Raw genomic sequence first — 14,216 nt, 5'->3', positions numbered from 1 at the left:
AAAAAAGTACAAAAAGAAAAGCTCATTCTGGAAGTCCATGGTCGAAGGAATAGTAAACTCTTGTGTAGTTTCTCCTGAAGTAGAAGACATCGCGTTCGACTTTCTTTGGATCTTCCTTGTCTATGAGAACGCGCTTCATGAAGTGTGCGATCTCTCTCATCTCATCTTCCTTCATTCCGACCCTCGTCATTTCCTGGACACCGATCCTCAAACCGCTTGGTGTGTTGACCTTTTCAAGTGGGTCCCATGGAAGGAGGTTCTTGTTGAGGATTATGCCCGCTTCTTCGAGTAGAGGAGCGGCCCATCCACCGCCGGCCTCGTGGAGGTCGCTTACATCAACAATCACTTGGTGGCTCTCGGTGTAACCCTTGTCCTCGCCTATGACCTTGAATCCTTCTTCGGCCATTGCTTCGGCCAAGACTTTGGCGTTCTTGGTTATCTGCTCGGCATAGGCCTTACCGTATTCGAGCATCTCTGCAGCGGTTAGTGCTTTTCCTGCCATGTGATGGAGGTGGTGGTTGCTCAATACACCGGGGAATATTGCCCATTGAAGTTTTGCAACATCCTCACCAAAGTTGTTGTAGATTATGACACCTCCCTGAGGTCCAGGGAATGTCTTGTGGGTTGATGACGTTATTATGTCGGCACCTTCTCTAAGTGGATCCTGGAATTTTCCTCCCGCTATCAATCCCAAAACGTGGGCTGCGTCGTACATTACGTAAGCTCCAACCTCCTTGGCGACAGGGGCGAGCTCTTTAACTGGGTGCGGGAATGGATACAAAGAGCCTCCAAAGACCACAAGCTTCGGCTCAACCTCTCTTATGAGCTTTGCAGCTTTATCAACGTCTATGTTGAACTCTTCATTATCAAAGGGCCATGTGTGGACGTTCAATCCCCTCATACCCGCACTTCCAAAGCCCGCATGGCTTATATGACCTCCATGGGACGTGTGAAGGGATATTATGTGGTCACCTGGCTGTGTTAATCCAAAGAATGCCGCTTGATTGGCGTTTGTACCTGAAATGGGCCTCAAATCGGAGAAATCACTCTTAAAGAGCTCACAGAAGAGCCCTATACCTATGAGCTCGACTTCATCAACATACTTACATCCCTGGTAATACCTCTGCTTTGGCCATCCCTCGGCATATTTGTGCATAAAACCACTTGCAACAGCCCTTGTTACACTTGGAGAAGTTATATTTTCGCTTGCAATCAGGTTTATAGTGGAGCCCCTCCACTTTTCGTGGTCTTCAAGGAAGCCCAAAATTTTCTTTCTATACTCACCATACCCCATGCTATCACCCCAACGTATTCATGCAATGAAATGTTTTACACTCATGTAATTTAAACCTTGCTTAAGCATCTTCATGACAATTCTTTTCAAACGTAAAGAAAAACTGGGGTGTTGTGGCAGATTTCTGGAAAAATGTCAAGAAAAAGGTTTAAGGTCAAAATGCATTCCTCTATGAAATGCTGATCATAAGATGATATTCTCAACAATCGCCAGAGCTCTGGGAAGGGCTTTTTTTACCTCTTCACTAAGCTCCATACCTAGTTCTATCTCCTTTGTAACTATCCCTACAAAGTGAAGCTCTACATTTTTCAAGCGCTCATCAAGCTCCATCAAAAGTTTTAGAGCATCCACAGCACCTATGAAGTGAGCGCTCCTTATCTCTGCTTTAAGTTTTTCAAAAATTTCATTTCCTTTCAGATGAACAACTTCTCCGGGAGCATACTCATCGCTCAGGATTGCATCGATGATTATCAAGCGCTCTTCCCCGTTGTAGTATCTCTGAAGTCTGAATATATCCGTGCCGACCTCGATTACATTGTATCCCCGTTGAGCTAGAAGACGCCCAACCTTAAGGCCAGCTCCATCGTCCTTCATAAGCTCATTTCCCAGAGCAAGGATTAAAGTTCTCATTGTTTCACCTCTATACCGGTGTCCTTCGCCGGGAGCAGGAAGTCCTCATCGAGGGTTGCAAGTGAAAATCCATGCTCAATGCACGTGGCGAGAATCAAGGCATCATTTGGGAGGAGAGCGTAAGTTTTGATAAGTTCTTCGGCCTTGGAGAGTATCCCCCGGGAGGAACCTACGAAACCAAAGCTCTCAAGAGCTTTGAACACCAAGTCCAGCTCTGGTGGAAGTCTTCTGACATCCCCCTTTATAGTTCTCGGTGCCACCTTGGAATAGTGGCTGAGAAGCAGGTAGACCACCTCACTAAAAACCGTCTCCGTAATGTAAAGTGCAAACTCCTGATTTTCAAAGGACTCAAGGAGTTCAACCGCCTTCTGATTGCCCTTGAAGTACTCCACCAGAAGAGAACTGTCAATCAATACCTCTTTCATAATACTCCCTCTTAAGTTCCTTCCAGGATTTGTCGGTCTTTAAGATACCTTTTAGCTTCTTCAGGGTTTCAAAAAGCTCTTCCCTGTGAGACAGGTACCACGCTTTGGCCTCGACGTCCTTCTGAATAATCTCTGCATATTTCTTGGGAACTTTCACATGGATGACAACATCAACCATTTCTTCAGACATCATACTCCCCATGTATTACTCCACAATCTACTATAAAAAAGTTGAGAAAGGCTATAGCCTTACAATGTGCACCGAACATGAGATGCACGGATCGTATGCCCTTACGGTCATCTCCGTTAGATATTTCAAGCGTTCTGCATCGTCCATGTAGTGCTTCTCTGCCATCATCCTAACGTGGCGCTCCATTATGGCCAAGTTCATTGCTGTTGGTGTGATTATGTCTGCATATGCAACCCTTCCGTCTTTGACCTCAATTGTGTATGCCACGAGTCCTCTCGGGGCCTCTGTGATGCTGACACCACGACCATCTTTTATCTCAACCTCATCTCTCGGCTTGATTGGCCACTTTGCAAGAATTTCATCTATCTCATCTATAGCCCTCTCCACGAAATACACTAGCTCGAGCGCCTGTGCAAAATTGTTGGCAAAGCAGTTATCATACCTCAAGAGCTCTTTGTATTTGCCGTAGAGTTCCCTGGCTTTTCCATAGAGTAGATCCGCATTGTTGACAACCCTCGAAATTGCACCCACCATGAAGGGCTTCTCTCTATAGAAGGAATGCTTAGCGAAGCTGTGCTCCACGACACGCTCAACTATCCACTTTTTGTAATCCTCCACTGGGAATTCAAAGCCATCGCTGACCTTAATGTAATCTCCAAAGATGCCGTAAACGCCGTTCCTTGGCTTGACAGCCATGTGTACCATTTCTCTATCCTCAACTTCGGCATACTGCTCAAATTTTGAGAACAACTCGACCGTGTACTCTGCTACGGGTAGAGCTTCCTTAAGCTCTTTCTTGAGCTCCTCAAACTGCGCCTTTGTGGGAAGCTTTCCAAAGCCTCCTAAAACTGCATTTTCTTGGTGTATTGCCCTTGATCCGATAACATCCATTATCTTTGCTCCGATGTTCTTGAGCTTCATTGCATATTCTATTTCCTTCTTGTATTTGTCAACCATTGCAAGTGGGTTTGAGTAGCCAAGGTAATCTGGAAGGACGAGCAAGTAAAGATGAAGGGCATGACTTTCAATCATGTCTCCTATGTAAACCAGGTCCCTGATGGTTTGTATTTCCTCTCTTGGTGTGAATCCAACAGCTTTTTCTGCTGCTTCTATTGCGGTAAGTTTATGTGCGGCTGAACAGAAAGAGCAAATCCGTGGATATATCGCAAGTGCTTCATCAAGCTTCTTTCCGAGAGTTATGGCTTCGAAAAAGCGTGGCCCTTCAATTATATTGAGCTTGACCTCCTTGACTCCCTCGTCACTCGCAACTATCTCTATACCGCCCTTACCTTCCACACGGGCTATATGATCAACAGTAATTGGTATATACATCATTCTCCCTCCTCAAAGACTTTGTTAATCATTTCTTCAAGCTTTGGATTGTGAGCATTGAAAATTCTCATTCTCTGTAGAATCTCTTCCTTTTTGAGCCCCTTCTTCTTGAATTCTCTTGCCAGAGAATCAAACCATGCAACTTCTTTAACCGCCCCTCTGCATCCTATACATGCTATTCCATAGCTTGGGCATCTTGCGTCACATCCTGCAACAGTCAATGGTCCAAGACATGGTTCTCCCTTTTCGATGAGTACACATGGATTCCCCTTGAGTCTACACTCGACACACACTGGATAGTCGATGTCTTCGGGCCATGAGCCGACGAGGAACGTCCCGAGGGCATAGAGGAAATCTTTCTTCTCAGGCGGACATCCATAGAGCTTATAGTCAACTTTTATGTAGTTCTCAACAGGCTCTGCCATCCTCGGCTTGAATTTGACCTTTCCATCGCCATAAACGGTTTTCCAGAGCTCTTCAAGATCCTTATCATTGCTCCAGCTTTGAACTCCACCGTGGACGGCACATGAACCAACAGCCACGACAATCTTCGCTTTCTCCCTGATTTTCTTTACAAGCTCGACTTCCTCCTCCGTAGAGATGCTTCCCTCAATGAATGCTATGTCGACCTCGGCGTTCTCATCGCTGTTTCGATCAAGCATGAACCAGCATTCTATTCCAATGTTTTCAAGGGCTTGGACGAGCTCGTCTATCATTGCGAACTGCAGCTGGCAGCCGTAGCACGATGTGAGAGCATAAAACCCAATTTTTGCCTTTCTTCTCACTGTCATCACCTCACTCCAGCAACCCCGGTGTTGATACTATATCAAAGTACGTGAACACTGGTCCATCTTTACACACATATTTCCATGATGTGCTCGTTCCGACGTTGCAGTGGCCGCACTTCCCGATGCCGCACTTCATCTTTCTCTCAAGTGTGACATAGATGTTCTCGGGGCGGTATCCGTAGTTAATCAGGTATTCAAACACCGCTTTGTACATTCTCGGAGGACCGCATATGGTTACCATGGTGTTCTTTGGATTTGTGTTTGCCTCGACTATGAAGTTCTGGGGTCTTCCCTTCCTTCCGGGCCACTCCTTATCACGTGTAACGCTCTGGATTATCTTTATGTTCTCGGCTTCTGCGAGATCTTTCATTGCCTCAAGTTCCTTGTAGAAGAGCAAGTCCTTTCCATAACGGGCAGTGTTGATGAATGTGATGTTTCCAAACTTCCATCTGTTATCGACCGCATAGAGGAAGACACTCCTCAGGGGTGCCGTTCCAAGACCGGCTGCTATTAGGAGTAAGTCTTTCCCTTCCCATTCATGAACTGGAAATCCGTTTCCATAGGGACCTCTAACGAGGACGGTATCACCGGGTTTTAACTTGTGAACCACGGTGGTTACTCTTCCAGCCTTTCTTATACAAAGCTCAAAGAATCCTTTCCTCATTGGAGAGGAACAAATACTAATGGGCACTTCTCCAACTCCCGGTATCGTTAGTTGCACAAACTGACCTGGCTTGAATTCCCAATTCTCAGCTATTTCTGGATTTTCAAACCTAAAGAGGAATAGCTTTTCGGTTTCCGTTAGATCATAGACCTTCAAAACCTTAACTTTTTCAAGGCTGTATGGGTTATCGTTCATAGACCCTCACCCCCAAGATTGCTTGAATATGCAAAACCTCTCTTTGGAATCTCCTCACTGATTTCTGATGGACAGCTCTTTTCGTCTATTCCCAATATTGTTCTAAGGTTTTCCACAAAGCTTATTTCAGCTGGACAGAAATATGTGCACCTTCCACAGCCCACACAATAGCTTATGCCAAGCTTCTCATTATAGGAGTTCTTACAAAGATAGCGGTTCATGAAGCGATCCTTTTTTGTTGGTCTAAAGTTGTGACCGCCCGCAACCAGACCATGGCTCCTCAGCTGACAGGAATCCCATCTCCTCTCCCTGTATCCGGTATCACCATCCAAGTTTGGAAAGTCTATAACTTCATAGCAACGACATGTGGGGCAAACTAGGTTGCAGTTTCCACAGGCTAAGCAGAGCTCGCTCTGCTCATCCCACATGGGGTGCTCCATTTCAAGCTCTAGAAGATAACGCAGGTTTCCCCAGTCCTCGTGATATTTAAATGCATTTGCTCTTTTGTTTTCAAATTCCCTAAAAGCGCATATGTCCTGTGTTGTGACTTCCTCAAAGAGCTTTATGCTCTTGTCCACTATCCTGTGTCCCATTGGGGTTCCCACTCTAATGAGCCAGCCATCCGGAAGCTCATGGAGGAACAGGTCAAAGCCATCATCCGCAAAGTCCGTTTCCCTCAAATTACAGAAACAATACTCATCAGGCATGCAGCTTATACCTATTATTATGCCCTTCTCTCTTCTTACCTTGTAGTACTTATCCGGGAACTCGTCCAGATAAATCGTATCCATTATCTTGAGCCCGTGGATATCACATGCGTGAAGACCGAAAAGCACAAAAGGTTCAACATTTTCAATGGTTTCCCTGTACTCCGCTTTTGAGATGCTGAACTCGAACATCTTCTCCCTTGGGAGGAAGAAGAATTTCTTCGGCGGCATTATGGTTCTGTTATAATGGAACTCGACATTCCTGACGTCCTCAACCTCTCTAAAATCATAAAACTTTTCAGATATCTTCACGGGAGCATACAACCTCCCCCAATCCTTCAACCTTTCCAAAAATTCATAAGTATTCTCCTTTGGAAGTTTGACATATCTCATATCTATCACCCCGTTAAACGTATATTTGTGTTCACATGTCTAATTTCATGCATCCCTAATGGTGGCTTGGGGGGAGGTTAAAAAAGCGTTTCTAAACCCATAGTTTGTCAACCAAAGGTTAGGAATACCCCAATTATGAAAATTTGGTGCTACAAATTTAAAATCAGATAACGCTAAATTTATCACTGAAAGTTAATACATAAATGTATCATTAATGCATATAAACTTACTTCAAAGATTCAAATTCAACGTTAATGTTCTCTATTTTGCTAAACAAGCAATTGTGCACCTTAGGTTGAACAAAGGGCGTTTAAAAAAGACTTTTAAACGGAGAGTTTAAGAGAAGAACGAATACAATAATACATTTTCAATTGAGGTGGTCATCATGGAAGATAATTGTACATATGTGCTATATAATGTGCATGAAGGTGTGGATGCTTGTTCCAATATAGGATACACTAAAACCAAAGCCACGCCCTCAAAGCTCCTCTTTGCAGGATTCATGGCCGGTGCCTACATTGCTTTCGGATTCATGCTGGCGATAGTGGCCAGTGCAAGCTTCCACTCAAAGTTTGGGACATTTCCAAATACATCGCTATTCAAGCTCCTCTTAGGTGCAGTTTTCCCTGTGGGGCTCATAGCCGTTCTAGTCGGTGGAGCCGACCTCTGGACGGGCAATGCCCAAATTGTGTCTATATCCAAGCTAACAAAGAAGGTTGAGATTAAGGACGTCCTTTACAATTGGGTCGGTAGCTATGCAGGCAACTTTATAGGTAGCGTATTTTTGGCGTTCTTAGCAATCTACGGCACAGGCTTATTCGCAAATGGACTCTTCAAGGATGTTCTTGTGGGCATAGGAACATACAAAGTTAACATAACTCCTTGGAAGGCGTTTTGGCTTGCCGTGGGCTGTAACTGGCTCGTTAACGTTGCCATATGGCTCTATGTTAGAGCGAAGGACACTGCCGGAAAAGTCCTCGTCACATGGTTCCCAATATTTGCATTCGTTGCTATTGGATTTGAGCACAGCATAGCAAATATGTGGGCTATTACGAGTGCTATATTTGCAAGCAACTACGCCATTACATGGCTCGACTTTTTCAAGAACATAATACCCGTCACCATTGGAAACGCCGTTGGGGGCTTTCTCTTTGTTGGATTTTACCACTGGTACTTAGCTGATGGTGAGAATGCATTCAAAGAGATCACTGACTTCATGATACTCCTAGCAATTTTCGCCGTGCTCATGGTCTTTATACCCGCAGGAATAGCTTACGTGCTAAATGGCTTTGGAAAAGTAGCTCTCTGGGCAGTACCCCTGGCTATAAGCATTTACGGAATTGGCGTGACATACACAGTGAGGAGGGGAGTGGTTTAACATAAACTTGTTTAAATTTTTCCAAAACTTTTTAAATTTTAACATAAAAATGCAAATAGGTGGTGAAGATGGAAAAGCTCATACTTGGACTTTGCCCCTACTGTGGAATGGGGTGTAGGTTTTACATAAAGACCCTCAACGGAGAGCCCGTAGAGATAGAGATTTACGAGGGTGGCGTTAATGAGGGGAAGCTGTGCCCTAAAGGCCTAACCGCTTTAGACTTCCTCAGACATAACGATAGACTTACAAAGCCGCTAAAGCGCACCGAAAACGGCTTCGAGGAAATAAGCTGGGAACAGGCCATAAAAGAGATTGCTGAGAAGATTTTAGAAATCAGAGATAAATACGGCCCAGATGCTTTAGGCTTCTTCTCCAGTGCGAGATGTTCAAATGAAGAGAACTACCTCCTCCAAAAGATAGCACGCCTTCTCGGCACAAACAATGTAGATCACTGTGCGAGGCTTTGTCACGCTTCAACCGTAGCAGGCTTAGCTCAAACTGTTGGGGCAGCGGCTCAAAGCGGTTCCTATGATGACATACCAAAGGCAAAAGTTCTCCTCATCTGGGGCTACAATCCCGCGGAAACTCACCCGGTTTTGATGCGCTACATTTTGAGAGCAAAAGACAACGGCGCTAAAATAATTGTGGTTGATCCGAGGAAGACGAAAACAGCATGGTTCGCTGATATACATCTCCCCTTAAGGCTTGGAACCGATATAGCTTTAGCGAACGCCATGATGCACGTCATAATAAAGGAGCGCCTCTACGACAAGAAGTTTGTGTTCTCGAGAACTAAAGGCTTTGAGAAGCTCATTAAGGTTGTTGAGGAATATACACCGGAGTATGCCGAGAAAATCACTGGAATTCCCGCACACTTAATTAGAGAAGCCGCCGTGACGTTTGCAACCGCAGGAAGAGGAATAATAATGTGGGCCATGGGGATTACACAGCACATAACGGGAACTGGCAATGTTAAAGCTTTAGCCGACTTGGGACTAATATGTGGCTATGTGGGCAAAGAAGGAACCGGCTTATTCCCAATGCGCGGTCAAAACAACGTGCAGGGAGCTTGTGATATGGGTGCTTTGCCAAATGTCCTGCCCGGCTACCAAAAGGTCACCGATGGAAAGCGCGTGGCAGAGATTTGGGGCGTCGAAGAACTCCCAAGCGAGCCAGGTTTAACGATCCCCGAAATAATAAACAAAGCCCACGAAGGTGAGATTAAGGCCCTCTATATAATGGGTGAAAACCCTGTAGTGAGCGACCCCAACACAAAGCACGTGATTGAAGCTTTGAAAGGGCTCGAACTTCTCGTCGTACAGGATATCTTTCTAACGGAGACTGCTAAATACGCCCACTATATTCTACCTGCAGCCGCTTATGCCGAGAAAGAGGGCTCCTTTACAGCGAGCGAAAGAAGAGTCCAGTGGAACTTCAAAGCTATCGAGCCACCAGAGGAAGCTAAACCCGATTGGGAAATACTAAGGATGCTCGGCAAAGCTCTTGGCCTAAAGTTTGACTACGAGAGTGTCGAGGACGTTACAAGAGAAATAGCGTTAGTTGCACCCCAGTACAGGGGAATTACCCCCGAGAGGCTCAAGCGCGATGTTGAGGGAATTCAATGGCCATGCCCAAGCGAAGACCACCCCGGAACAAAGCGCTTGCATGTGGAGAGCTTTGCCACACCGGATGGAAAGGCAAACATAATTCCTGTGGAATTCAAGCCGCCGGCAGAGCTCCCCGATGAGGAATATCCTTTCATGCTGACGACTTTTAGAGTTGTGGGACAGTACCACACGGCCACAATGAGTGGAAGGAGTAAAGCACTCACCAAAAGATGGGGCGAAGCTTACGCGGAAATTAACCCAAAAGATGCCCAAAAGCTTGGAATTGAGAGCGGGGAGAGGATTAGGATTGTGACGAGGCGCGGTTCTTATGAGTGCAAAGCTAAGATTACGAAGCGCATTGGCGAAGGTGTGATTGGAGTACCGTGGCACTGGGGAGCCAACGTTCTGACAAACGACGTTCTTGATCCCGAGGCTAAGATACCCGAATTTAAGGTGAGTGCATGTAGAGTGGAGAAGGTGATGTGAGATGAAGCTCTTCATAAACTTGGGAAGGTGCATAGCCTGTAAGGCGTGTGAGGTAGCCTGTGAAAAAGAACATGGAATTTCCTTCATAAGTGTTTATGAGTTTGAAGATATGGCCGTTCCGCTGAACTGCCGCCACTGTGAGAAAGCCCCATGTATAGAGGTGTGCCCAACAAATGCCATAAAAAGAGACGGTGATGGCGCGGTAATAATCAACGAAGAGAAGTGTATTGGCTGCTACATGTGTTCAGCCGTTTGTCCTTACGCCATTCCAATAGTTGACCCGATCAAGGAGCTTGCCGTCAAGTGCAATCTCTGTGCTGACAGAAGAAAGGAAGGGAATCTCCCGCTGTGTGCAAGCGTTTGTCCAACAGATGCACTCGTATTCGGTGAAATAAATGAGATCATGGAAGAAAAGAGAAAGCGCAAAGCAGAGCGTATAGTTGAAGCTCAGAGAAAGGCCATAGAAAAAATAGCACTCTTCGGGTGAGGGGCATGCTAAAAGAAAGCCTCTGCATTGGCTGCGGCATCTGCGCAAAGGCGTGCCCCTTCAACGCCATTTCAATTTTTGAAGAGGAGGTTAGAAAGATAGTCTTTGAGCCCGCGAAGTGCGGCGAATGCGAATACGAGTGCAACGATGCCTGTCCTACCCATGCAATAGATGGAAAGCCTGATGATGCCACATTACTCTTTGAGTATGCACACTGCGCAAGATGTGGGAAGAAGCTTAAGCATGTGCTTAAAGAAGCCGAATATTTATCGAAAAAGCTCGAAAGTATGGGAGAGGACTCACAGATAGCTTATTTATGTGATGAGTGCAAAAGAAAGAAGATTTTTGATGTAGCAACAAAATATGAGGGTTATTTGGGGTGATGGCTATGAGTGGAATGAGATTTGCATTTCTATGTAGGGAAAAACCAAAACCTACGGGGAAAAAAGTCGCCATAATTGGTGGTGGTCCAGCTGGACTCAGTGCGGCTGGCTATTTAGTGTGTCACGGTCATGAGGTTCACGTTTATGACAAGCTTCCAGAGCCAGGTGGCTTAATGCTCTTTGGAATCCCTGAATTTAGAATTCCCATCTATCGTGTTAGGAACGGGTATAAAGAGCTTGAAAACGTCTTCGAAGTTAAATTTTACCCAAACACGAAAGTTGCCTTTGGAAACGAAAAAGAAGAAGGAGATGACTTCGTTGAAAACGTTGTAAACTTCAATGAGCTCGTTGAAAGCTATGATGCTGTTCTAATTTCAACAGGCACTTGGAAGTCAACAATTCCAAAAATAGAAGGAGCCGAGTTAGAGGGAGTTTATCCCGCTTTGGGCTATCTCTTCAGGATAAAAAGCGCAAAGCTCGGCCACTTGAGCTGGGATAATGTAACGCCTGTGGAAGGAAAGAGAGTAATGGTCATCGGAGCAGGCCACACAGCTGTTGATGCCGCCATGGAAAGTGTGCTCCTTGGTGCGGAGAAGGTTTATTTGAGCTATAGGAGGACGATAAGAGAGGCCCCAGCTGGTCCCTATGAGATTAACCTCCTCCAAAAGAGAGGCGTCAAGTGGCTCGAGCTGACCATGCCCGTCAGGATAATCGGTGAGAACGGCAAGGTTAGGGCTATTGAACTGCAAAAGTGTAAGCTAAGTGAGCCGGACGAGAGCGGAAGGAGAAAGCCCATACCCATAGAGGGCTCAAACTTCCAAATAGATGTGGACTACGTCATATTCGCCGTTGGACAAAAGCCCACACCCCCATTTAGCGAGCAAGCGGGAATAGCTGTGGACAAGTGGGGGAACATACTAGTTGATGCAAGGCATATGACGAGCAGAGAGGGGGTCTTTGCTGCTGGAGATGTTGTTATGGGACCATCAAAAGTTGGTAGGGCAGTTTTAGATGGTCTCCTAGCGGCTGAAAGCATGCACCTTTGGCTTGAGGGGGTGAGAGCATGAGGAGAGTCCTTCACGTTGACTACAGCTTGTGCATAGGATGTGAGACATGCCAGGGGATTTGTGAGTTCCTTCACCACGGGAAGCCCAACATAAAGATTTACTATACCATGAGCGGCCTTCCAATTCCAATAAACTGCCGCCACTGTGAGAAAGCCCCATGTATGGATGTTTGTCCTTCAGGAGCTATATATAAAGACCACGATGGAGCTGTAATAATAGACCCTGACAAGTGCATTGGCTGTTATATGTGCTTGGCGGTGTGCCCCTTTGGAGTCCCAAGCTTCGATATGAAGGTGAAAGCGGTTACAAAGTGTGATATGTGTGCTGATAGGAGGGAGCTTGGCCTAGCACCAGCGTGCAGCGAAATGTGTCCAGCAGAGGCAATATTCTTTGGAAAGCCTGAGGAGGTCGAGGAGAACATAAGGAAGAGAACCGCAGAAAAAATAGCGAGGGAGAGAATTTCACTGGAAGCTTTTGAAGGCGTTGGGAGAATGCTTTAAAGGAAGTGCTCAAAAGCTTCAATCAGCTTTTCGTTTTCTTCCTTCTTTCTTACGCTGAAGCGCACATATTCTGGGAGCCCAAATGATGAGCAGTCCCTCACTAGGATTCCCTTTTTCTTTAGACTTTCGGCGAAGGTTTTAGCATCTCCAACGTTCTTGATGAAGTAGTTGGCGTCGCTCTTGACGTCCAAAGCTTTCTCTATCCGCTCCTTTTCCTTCCAAATCAGAGGCATAGTCTCTTTCAAAAAGCGGGACTCATCTTTTATGATGAATTCGAGGAAGGCGTAGCCGAGAGAGCCAATGCTCCAAGGCATTCTAACGCTCTTAAAAGCTTCCTCAAAGCCGATGACGTAGCCAACCCTGATTCCCGGGAGGCCGTAGCTCTTCGTGAATGTTCTCAGCTTTAGGATGTTCCCTCCTTCCGGGCTTTTGGCATTTTTGACGAAGTCTATGAATGCTTCATCAAGAAGGAGGAGAGCTTCTTTATCCTCAACGGCATCGATAAGCGGTTTAAGCTCCCTTAGGGAATAATAACGGCCGTCAGGATTGTTTGGGTTGCAGAAAAAAACTATACTCCCCTTCTCCACGAGCTCAGCAAGTTTCTTCGGATCATTTGGGCCTTTAATAACTTCGGCATTAAAAATTCTAGAGATTCGCTCGTACTCCTCATAAGTGTGCCTTGGAATTATCACCCTGCGCTTTTCCCTCATGGCGAGGATGCCAAGCAAATACAACGCCTCAGTGATTCCAGCCGTTATCGTTATGCTTTCGCCAATCAGGTTTGAAAGCTCTTCCTCAAGCTCTTCCCAATAGGGGTAGCGGCTTGAGAGTTCCTTGGCCCTTTTGAACATTTCATCAAGCCATGGAGGAGTATAGGGATTCAGTGAAGCCGAGAAATCCAAGAGGCCTTCCTCACGAGACCCCCCGTGGTGGGCTTTGAATTTCACCGGTTTTAGCATAGGAGCACCTCCAAAGCGAGTATTATCATGCATGCCAAAATCCACTCACCAACGAGGATCCAATAAACCCTAAGAGCCCTTTTTATGTCATCAAGCGTTGGTTCTACTCCATCAAACCTATAAAGTCCTTCCTTCTCGAGCCAAACGCCGAGGACAGCACTCATAGCGGCTATCGGTTTATCGGAATTGAGCTTAAACTTTGCCCTCTTGTAGTATTCCAGCACTCTTTTTGGATTAAATGGAAGGAAGAGGAAAACCGTTATCCTAGCCGGAATGAAGTTGAGCAGGTCGTCCAGCCTGGCCGCGAACTTACCGAAGTAAAAATAGCGCTCATTTTTGTAGCCAATCATTGCATCGAGCGTGTTTATTGCCCTATAGACAAGGGCACCGCTTAGGCCAAAGAGTAAGTAATACAAAAGAGGAGCAACTATGCTGTCCGTTATGTTCTCAGCCAAGCTTTCAATTGCCGCTGAATTTAAGTGAGCCCTATCGAGCCTTTTTACGTCTCTGCTCACAATCCAGCCGACATATTTTCTCTGCTCCTCAATATCCTCGCGGATTGTATTCCCTACGTGCTCTGCTAGACTCTTAATTGCGAAGGAGCTTTTGAGGAGGTAAACTCCCAGAACAAAGCTAAACCATTTTGGTAAAAATTCTGGGAGCTTTGAGAGTGCAAAGGCAAATGCAATCACAAACAGGGAAGCGAAAGCTCCCCCAATGAAATCTAAAGC

Annotated in this window: 16 protein-coding genes; 6 read left to right on the top strand and 10 right to left on the bottom strand. The window is 45.8% G+C overall.

The annotated features are described in order from the left end of the window. Positions 1-22: 22 nt before the first annotated feature. From glyA to hydB, 8 genes are all read right to left on the bottom strand, one after another. Positions 23-1,294 carry a serine hydroxymethyltransferase gene (gene glyA / locus ACXJGZ_RS03660; protein WP_293254335.1) on the bottom strand — a complete coding sequence of 424 codons (1,272 nt, stop codon included), beginning with the start codon at positions 1,292-1,294 and terminating at the stop codon, positions 23-25. A 183-nt stretch (positions 1,295-1,477) separates the two neighbouring features. Then, on the bottom strand, positions 1,478-1,924 hold the full coding sequence (locus ACXJGZ_RS03655; RefSeq protein ID WP_293254337.1) for a hydrogenase maturation protease: 447 nt from the start codon (positions 1,922-1,924) through the stop codon (positions 1,478-1,480). After that, entirely contained in the window at positions 1,921-2,349 is a 429-nt protein-coding gene (locus ACXJGZ_RS03650; RefSeq protein ID WP_293254340.1) for a type II toxin-antitoxin system VapC family toxin, read from the bottom strand. The genes ACXJGZ_RS03655 and ACXJGZ_RS03650 overlap by 4 nt, the downstream gene beginning before the upstream one ends. After that, positions 2,330-2,539 (bottom strand): hypothetical protein, encoded by a 210-nt coding sequence (locus ACXJGZ_RS03645; RefSeq protein ID WP_293254343.1) that lies wholly within the window; start codon positions 2,537-2,539, stop codon positions 2,330-2,332. The genes ACXJGZ_RS03650 and ACXJGZ_RS03645 overlap by 20 nt, the downstream gene beginning before the upstream one ends. A gap of 51 nt (positions 2,540-2,590) precedes the next feature. Continuing rightward, positions 2,591-3,871 (bottom strand): nickel-dependent hydrogenase large subunit, encoded by a 1,281-nt coding sequence (locus tag ACXJGZ_RS03640; protein ID WP_456398322.1) that lies wholly within the window; start codon positions 3,869-3,871, stop codon positions 2,591-2,593. Then, positions 3,871-4,662 (bottom strand): NADPH-dependent hydrogenase/sulfhydrogenase 1 subunit delta, encoded by a 792-nt coding sequence (gene hydD, locus ACXJGZ_RS03635; protein WP_293254346.1) that lies wholly within the window; start codon positions 4,660-4,662, stop codon positions 3,871-3,873. The genes ACXJGZ_RS03640 and hydD overlap by 1 nt, the downstream gene beginning before the upstream one ends. Before the next feature lie 4 nt (positions 4,663-4,666). Further along, positions 4,667-5,518 carry a hydrogenase subunit gamma gene (locus ACXJGZ_RS03630; protein ID WP_293254349.1) on the bottom strand — a complete coding sequence of 284 codons (852 nt, stop codon included), beginning with the start codon at positions 5,516-5,518 and terminating at the stop codon, positions 4,667-4,669. Then, positions 5,515-6,618, bottom strand: coding sequence for an NADPH-dependent hydrogenase/sulfhydrogenase 1 subunit beta (gene hydB / locus ACXJGZ_RS03625; RefSeq protein WP_456321082.1), 1,104 nt, complete (start codon positions 6,616-6,618; stop codon positions 5,515-5,517). Before hydB ends, ACXJGZ_RS03630 begins: the two co-directional genes overlap by 4 nt. A 385-nt stretch (positions 6,619-7,003) precedes the next feature. Between hydB and ACXJGZ_RS03620 the strand changes: the two genes are divergently transcribed. The 6 genes from ACXJGZ_RS03620 to ACXJGZ_RS03595 all read left to right on the top strand — a co-directional run bounded on the left by ACXJGZ_RS03620 (position 7,004) and on the right by ACXJGZ_RS03595 (position 12,526). Further along, positions 7,004-7,996, top strand: a complete 993-nt coding sequence (locus ACXJGZ_RS03620) for a formate/nitrite transporter family protein (protein WP_456321081.1) — start codon at positions 7,004-7,006, stop codon at positions 7,994-7,996. Positions 7,997-8,064: 68 nt separating this feature from the next. Continuing rightward, a complete protein-coding gene (gene fdhF, locus ACXJGZ_RS03615; RefSeq protein ID WP_456398321.1) occupies positions 8,065-10,089 on the top strand; it encodes a formate dehydrogenase subunit alpha in 2,025 nt (674 codons plus the stop codon). Position 10,090: 1 nt separating this feature from the next. Next, complete coding sequence (locus tag ACXJGZ_RS03610) at positions 10,091-10,576, top strand: 4Fe-4S dicluster domain-containing protein (protein WP_456321080.1); 486 nt, start codon at positions 10,091-10,093, stop codon at positions 10,574-10,576. 5 nt (positions 10,577-10,581) lie between these two features. Beyond that, positions 10,582-10,959 carry a 4Fe-4S dicluster domain-containing protein gene (locus ACXJGZ_RS03605; RefSeq protein ID WP_048164661.1) on the top strand — a complete coding sequence of 126 codons (378 nt, stop codon included), beginning with the start codon at positions 10,582-10,584 and terminating at the stop codon, positions 10,957-10,959. A gap of 5 nt (positions 10,960-10,964) precedes the next feature. After that, positions 10,965-12,026 carry an FAD-dependent oxidoreductase gene (locus ACXJGZ_RS03600; RefSeq protein ID WP_456398320.1) on the top strand — a complete coding sequence of 354 codons (1,062 nt, stop codon included), beginning with the start codon at positions 10,965-10,967 and terminating at the stop codon, positions 12,024-12,026. Continuing rightward, positions 12,023-12,526 carry a 4Fe-4S dicluster domain-containing protein gene (locus ACXJGZ_RS03595; RefSeq protein WP_456321078.1) on the top strand — a complete coding sequence of 168 codons (504 nt, stop codon included), beginning with the start codon at positions 12,023-12,025 and terminating at the stop codon, positions 12,524-12,526. Before ACXJGZ_RS03600 ends, ACXJGZ_RS03595 begins: the two co-directional genes overlap by 4 nt. Here the strand turns inward: ACXJGZ_RS03595 and ACXJGZ_RS03590 are convergent. Further along, positions 12,523-13,485: an aminotransferase class I/II-fold pyridoxal phosphate-dependent enzyme gene (locus ACXJGZ_RS03590; protein WP_456398319.1), complete on the bottom strand. Its 963-nt coding sequence runs from the start codon at positions 13,483-13,485 to the stop codon at positions 12,523-12,525. The two genes, ACXJGZ_RS03595 and ACXJGZ_RS03590, sit on opposite strands and share 4 nt — an antisense overlap. After that, the coding region (cbiB, locus tag ACXJGZ_RS03585) for an adenosylcobinamide-phosphate synthase CbiB (protein ID WP_456398318.1) at positions 13,479-14,216 on the bottom strand (738 nt) is incomplete at its 5' end. The genes cbiB and ACXJGZ_RS03590, both read right to left, overlap by 7 nt.

The sequence above is a fragment of the Palaeococcus sp. (in: euryarchaeotes) genome, assembly GCF_053987695.1.
This window is presented reverse-complemented; position numbering and strand designations above follow the sequence as displayed.

Excerpts from the sequence above, each read along its gene's own strand:
- glyA (WP_293254335.1), bottom strand. The coding sequence starts at position 1,294 with ATGGGGTATGGTGAGTATAGAAAGAAAATTTTGGGCTTCCTTGAAGAC.
- ACXJGZ_RS03655 (WP_293254337.1), bottom strand. The coding sequence starts at position 1,924 with ATGAGAACTTTAATCCTTGCTCTGGGAAATGAGCTTATGAAGGACGAT.
- ACXJGZ_RS03650 (WP_293254340.1), bottom strand. The coding sequence starts at position 2,349 with ATGAAAGAGGTATTGATTGACAGTTCTCTTCTGGTGGAGTACTTCAAG.
- ACXJGZ_RS03645 (WP_293254343.1), bottom strand. The coding sequence starts at position 2,539 with ATGTCTGAAGAAATGGTTGATGTTGTCATCCATGTGAAAGTTCCCAAG.
- ACXJGZ_RS03640 (WP_456398322.1), bottom strand. The coding sequence starts at position 3,871 with ATGTATATACCAATTACTGTTGATCATATAGCCCGTGTGGAAGGTAAG.
- hydD (WP_293254346.1), bottom strand. The coding sequence starts at position 4,662 with ATGACAGTGAGAAGAAAGGCAAAAATTGGGTTTTATGCTCTCACATCG.
- ACXJGZ_RS03630 (WP_293254349.1), bottom strand. The coding sequence starts at position 5,518 with ATGAACGATAACCCATACAGCCTTGAAAAAGTTAAGGTTTTGAAGGTC.
- hydB (WP_456321082.1), bottom strand. The coding sequence starts at position 6,618 with ATGAGATATGTCAAACTTCCAAAGGAGAATACTTATGAATTTTTGGAA.
- ACXJGZ_RS03620 (WP_456321081.1), top strand. The coding sequence starts at position 7,004 with ATGGAAGATAATTGTACATATGTGCTATATAATGTGCATGAAGGTGTG.
- fdhF (WP_456398321.1), top strand. The coding sequence starts at position 8,065 with ATGGAAAAGCTCATACTTGGACTTTGCCCCTACTGTGGAATGGGGTGT.
- ACXJGZ_RS03610 (WP_456321080.1), top strand. The coding sequence starts at position 10,091 with ATGAAGCTCTTCATAAACTTGGGAAGGTGCATAGCCTGTAAGGCGTGT.
- ACXJGZ_RS03605 (WP_048164661.1), top strand. The coding sequence starts at position 10,582 with ATGCTAAAAGAAAGCCTCTGCATTGGCTGCGGCATCTGCGCAAAGGCG.
- ACXJGZ_RS03600 (WP_456398320.1), top strand. The coding sequence starts at position 10,965 with ATGAGTGGAATGAGATTTGCATTTCTATGTAGGGAAAAACCAAAACCT.
- ACXJGZ_RS03595 (WP_456321078.1), top strand. The coding sequence starts at position 12,023 with ATGAGGAGAGTCCTTCACGTTGACTACAGCTTGTGCATAGGATGTGAG.
- ACXJGZ_RS03590 (WP_456398319.1), bottom strand. The coding sequence starts at position 13,485 with ATGCTAAAACCGGTGAAATTCAAAGCCCACCACGGGGGGTCTCGTGAG.